5 protein-coding genes are annotated in these 4,377 nt (G+C 35.8%); all 5 read left to right on the top strand.

The annotated features are described in order from the left end of the window. On the top strand, positions 1 to 1,057 hold a 1,057-nt coding region (gene adeS / locus NL42_RS17880; RefSeq protein ID WP_461313776.1), incomplete at its 5' end, for a two-component sensor histidine kinase AdeS. Positions 1,058 to 1,186: 129 nt separating this feature from the next. Continuing rightward, positions 1,187 to 2,080 carry a LysR family transcriptional regulator gene (locus NL42_RS17885; RefSeq protein WP_461313777.1) on the top strand — a complete coding sequence of 298 codons (894 nt, stop codon included), beginning with the start codon at positions 1,187 to 1,189 and terminating at the stop codon, positions 2,078 to 2,080. 103 nt (positions 2,081 to 2,183) lie between these two features. Continuing rightward, positions 2,184 to 2,588, top strand: a complete 405-nt coding sequence (locus NL42_RS17890; RefSeq protein ID WP_461313778.1) for a DoxX family protein — start codon at positions 2,184 to 2,186, stop codon at positions 2,586 to 2,588. Between the two features lie 75 nt (positions 2,589 to 2,663). Continuing rightward, entirely contained in the window at positions 2,664 to 3,263 is a 600-nt protein-coding gene (locus tag NL42_RS17895; protein WP_461313779.1) for an alpha/beta hydrolase, read from the top strand. A gap of 92 nt (positions 3,264 to 3,355) precedes the next feature. Beyond that, positions 3,356 to 4,120, top strand: coding sequence for an isochorismatase family protein (locus tag NL42_RS17900; RefSeq protein ID WP_461313780.1), 765 nt, complete (start codon positions 3,356 to 3,358; stop codon positions 4,118 to 4,120). Positions 4,121 to 4,377: the final 257 nt, after the last annotated feature.

Below are 4,377 nucleotides of genomic sequence, written 5' to 3' on the forward strand. Positions count from 1 at the left end.
AGGAATCAGTAAGCAGCTTTTTATTGCTTTCAGTATTGTTAATTTGAGTATTACCCTATTTTCAGTTTTATTGGGTTATCTAATTTATAACTTTGCCATTGAAAAAGGTTGGCTGACTTTAGATACTCTACAAGAGGATTGGACAGAATTTCATTTTATAGATTGGATTTGGATGTCTGCCGTCATTTTCTGTGGTTGTCTGATTTCACTTGTGATTGGCATGCATTTGGCTAAACGCTTTATTATCCCGATTAATTTTTTAGCCGAAGCAGCCAACAAAATTAGTCAAGGTGATCTCTCTGCTAGAGCTTACGACAACAGAATTCACTCCGCAGAAATGTCCGAGCTTTTATATAATTTTAATGATATGGCTCAAAAGCTAGAAGTTTCTGTTCAAAATGCACAAGTCTGGAATGCTGCCATAGCGCATGAATTAAGAACGCCTATCACAATTTTACAAGGTCGCCTACAAGGCATAATCGACGGTGTTTTTAAACCCGATGAAATTCTATTTAAAAGCCTTTTAAATCAAGTTGAAGGTTTATCTCACTTAGTAGAAGACTTACGAACGATAAGTTTAGTAGAGAATCAACAACTCAGATTAAATTATGAGTTGTTTGACTCTAAGTCTGTAATTGAAAAAGTTCTCAAGGCCTTTGAAGACCGCTTAGAACAAGCTAACTTAATCCCAAAACTTGATTTAACGACAACTCCTGTACTTTGTGACCGTCGCCGTATTGAGCAAGTTTTAATTGCGTTAATTGATAATGCTATTCGTTATTCAAATGCAGGAAAACTTAAAATCTCTTCAGAAGTGGTATCAGAAAACTGGATATTAAAAATTGAAGATGAAGGCCCCGGCATTGCAACTGAGTTCCAAGATGATCTGTTTAAACCCTTTTTTAGATTAGAAGAGTCAAGAAATAAAGAATTTGGTGGTACTGGCTTAGGTCTAGCTGTTGTACATGCAATTGTGGTTGCACTTAAAGGCTCTATTCACTATAGCAATCATGGCTCAAAAAGTACTTTCACCATAAAAATTTTGATGGATCATTAAAACGCTGAAAGACTTCCAAGGCTTATTTTAATTTTTACCCGCTTAACTTATACAAATTTTTTATGCTAAAACTACGATTACTAATTTAAGTAAAAATAAATCTATATGAATAGACTTGAATGTAATCGCATGTTTATTTCGATCATTGAGCAAGGAAGTTTTGTTAAAGCTGCCGAAAATTTAAATACAAGCGTCGCACAAGCATCCAAGCTTATTTCAAAACTAGAGAACGAATTAGGCGTACAGCTTCTAAAGAGATCGACACGCTCATTGAAGCCCACAGAACTCGGATTAGCTTATTACCACCGAATTAAGCAACTTATGGCAGAGTTTGATGAAATTGAGATTAGTATTAAAAATCAATCTCGCGCTCCAGTAGGTAAACTAAAAATAAGTGCTCCTAACTCTTTCGGAACAGTGCAATTAAGCAAAACACTGGTTAACTTTGCCCAGAAATATAATCAAATTGAATTAGACGTGAGCTTTACCGACCGTACGGTGAATGTCATTGAAGAAGGGTTTGATATCGCCATTCGAATTGGAGAGCTTAAAGATAATAATTTAATTGCGACTCCATTATCTCAAATTAGATTTGTATTGGTCGCATCTCCCCTTTATTTAGAAAAATTTGGCTATCCTCAAAGCCTACAAGACCTAGAATCTCATTCCTGCATCATCGATACAAACTTTAAAGATCCATATGAATGGGCTTTTTTTGAAAAATCACCTTCAAATGTATTACATACCATTAATGTGAATGGTCGAATTCATTTTGCGAATACAGAAGCCTGTTTAGCTGCAACCATAGCAGGACTTGGCATCGCAAGATTACCCATGTTTATTTTGAAAGATGCACTTATCGGCAAAAAGATTATTCCTATTTTAGAAAACTATGAATTACCGAGAAGAGGTCTCTATGCGGTCTACCCACCAGCAAAACATCTAGCAAATAAGGTGAGAACTCTCATTGATTACTTAAAAGAGCAATATGCGTACCCTGCCGAATGGGAAATTTACGAGTAATTATTTCCAAAATAGAAATAAATATTCAATTTTAGCCTACTTAATCACTTAAAAATTCAACAGTACTATGTATTCATCAAGTTAATTCTCATCGAGATAAAAAATGAATACATCAAACACAACTCCTTATGCGGCATTATTACTCCGTATAACCCTAGCACTTTATTTCTTTGCCCATGCTGGTCTCAAACTATTTGTATTTACACCAGCAGGCACAGCACAATTTTTTCAATCTGTTGGAGTTCCAGGATGGATGGCATATGTGACTATTCTCTGGGAGCTTTTAGGAGCAATATTATTATTCGTTGGTTTTAAACCTCGAATTGTTGCCATAGTACTGATTCCTGTCTTATTGGGTGCAATATTTACTGTACATGGTGCTGCTGGTTTCTTTTTTACCAACCCTAATGGTGGCTGGGAATTCCCATTTATGTGGATTATTTCTTTAGTTGCTCTCGCACTCATTGGTGATGGACCATTTTCTTTAAGTAAATCTTTTAAAAATTAAGCTCGTTAATAGATGAGATGCCATTGCATGAATGGCATTTAAACACCAAATATTCAGCTCATTCAGGATTTTAAAATGAAAGATCTATTTATAATTTTATTACACGGCGTAGGTAGTAATGGTGAAGACTTAGAAGCAGTTGGAGAATTTTTTAAAGCCAATCATTCTAATTTAAATTTTGTCGCACCCAATGCTCCTTTTAGCTTTATGAACAGTAAAGAGGCATATCAGTGGTTTAGCATCGCTGGGGTTAATGAGGAGAATCGCTTTAGTCGGATTAAAGAAGCCAGAGCTCATTTTGATCAAAAAATCCAAGAAATCATTACCCAAAACCAATTAGAAAACCACCTAGATAAAGTCGTTTTTTTAGGATTTTCTCAGGGTGCAATAATGGCTTTAGATGCAGTCGTTTCAGGGCGTTGGCCTATTGCTGGGCTGATTAGCATCGCTGGAAGATTAGCAAGTCCAATCAATAATGAAATTAATAAAAACACGAAAGTTTTATTAATTCATGGTGAATCAGACACCGTTATTCCTCCAACCGAAAGCCAAAGTACATATCAACAAATGCGTGCAGCAAACTTAAATGTTGAGTTGAATATTTTACCCGCTACGGGACATACCATTTCACATTCAGCGCTTCAGTTAAGTCTTGATTTTTTAAACACTATTTAATCCATTTGGCCTAAACATCCAAATCTGAACTTAGATCTTCCTAAATCTAAGTTCCGTACTTTCTCGTCTCAAATTATTCTTCGGAGTTAAAAATGACTACATCAATCCGTGCAGAAGATATTATCAGCCCCATTACTGATACTATAAAAGCGAATAAAAACTCACCACAAGAAGCAAAAAATCTAGGTTTATTTGCTTACGATAAACCAACCCCAGAAAATGCCGTTTTATTACTTATTGATCATCAAGTTGGTTTAATGGCGAGCGTTCGTGATACATCGAGCCTCGCTGAATTAAAAAGTAATGTCCTTGGTTTAGCACGTACGGCCAAAGCTCTTAATATTCCAACACTGATTACATCATCAAACGCACAATGGCAAAACGGCGACACTCTCCCAGAAATTAAATCATTGTTCCCTAATAATTCAATTTATCGACGTACAGGGATCATTAATGCATACGAAGACCCGACTTTTCGTAGTGCACTTGTTAATTTGCTAGAAGCAACAGGTCGAACCCATATTATTATTGCAGGCGTAACCATTGGTACTTGCTGTACTTTCCCGACACTATCGCTATTAAATGATGGATATAAAGTCTACCCAGTCATTGATGCATGTGGAGCATGGAATCAATATGAAGTTCAGGCTGCTACATTACGCATGGCAAATGCCGGTGCAGAGCCAGTAACGACCTTTAGTCTAGCTTGTGAATTACAGGCTGACTGGAAAAAGCCTTCAGCAGATCAAATGCTTGAGCCGTTCAAAGAGAACTTATCGGAATATGGGTTTGTACTACAAAACTTCTGGGATAATGTAGGTACCCCAGCAGTTGAAGATCCTTTTAAAATCAAATAACTGATTTTGCTTAAGCTTTGTATCTTTGATTTTCGTTCAATCTATAGATACAAAGCTTTCTAGTTTTATTTTACTCATTACTGCTTCTAGCTCTAACAGTTCAGCTAATTACTATTATGTGCATATATTTGCGCAATATTATTTAATTCATATCAATTATGAGCAAAATTTTGCTCATCGTCATATTGCTTGATATTAGCTAGCAAAGCTGTCTTTTGACCTTTTCTCTTTAAATTCTTATTAAAGTGTCATATCTA

This window comes from Acinetobacter sp. GN11 (assembly GCF_054823985.1).

What these genes read in the sequence shown, in the direction of transcription:
- NL42_RS17895 (WP_461313779.1), top strand. Translation starts at nt 2,664, where the DNA reads ATGAAAGATCTATTTATAATTTTATTACACGGCGTAGGTAGTAATGGT.
- NL42_RS17890 (WP_461313778.1), top strand. Translation starts at nt 2,184, where the DNA reads ATGAATACATCAAACACAACTCCTTATGCGGCATTATTACTCCGTATA.
- NL42_RS17900 (WP_461313780.1), top strand. Translation starts at nt 3,356, where the DNA reads ATGACTACATCAATCCGTGCAGAAGATATTATCAGCCCCATTACTGAT.
- NL42_RS17885 (WP_461313777.1), top strand. Translation starts at nt 1,187, where the DNA reads ATGTTTATTTCGATCATTGAGCAAGGAAGTTTTGTTAAAGCTGCCGAA.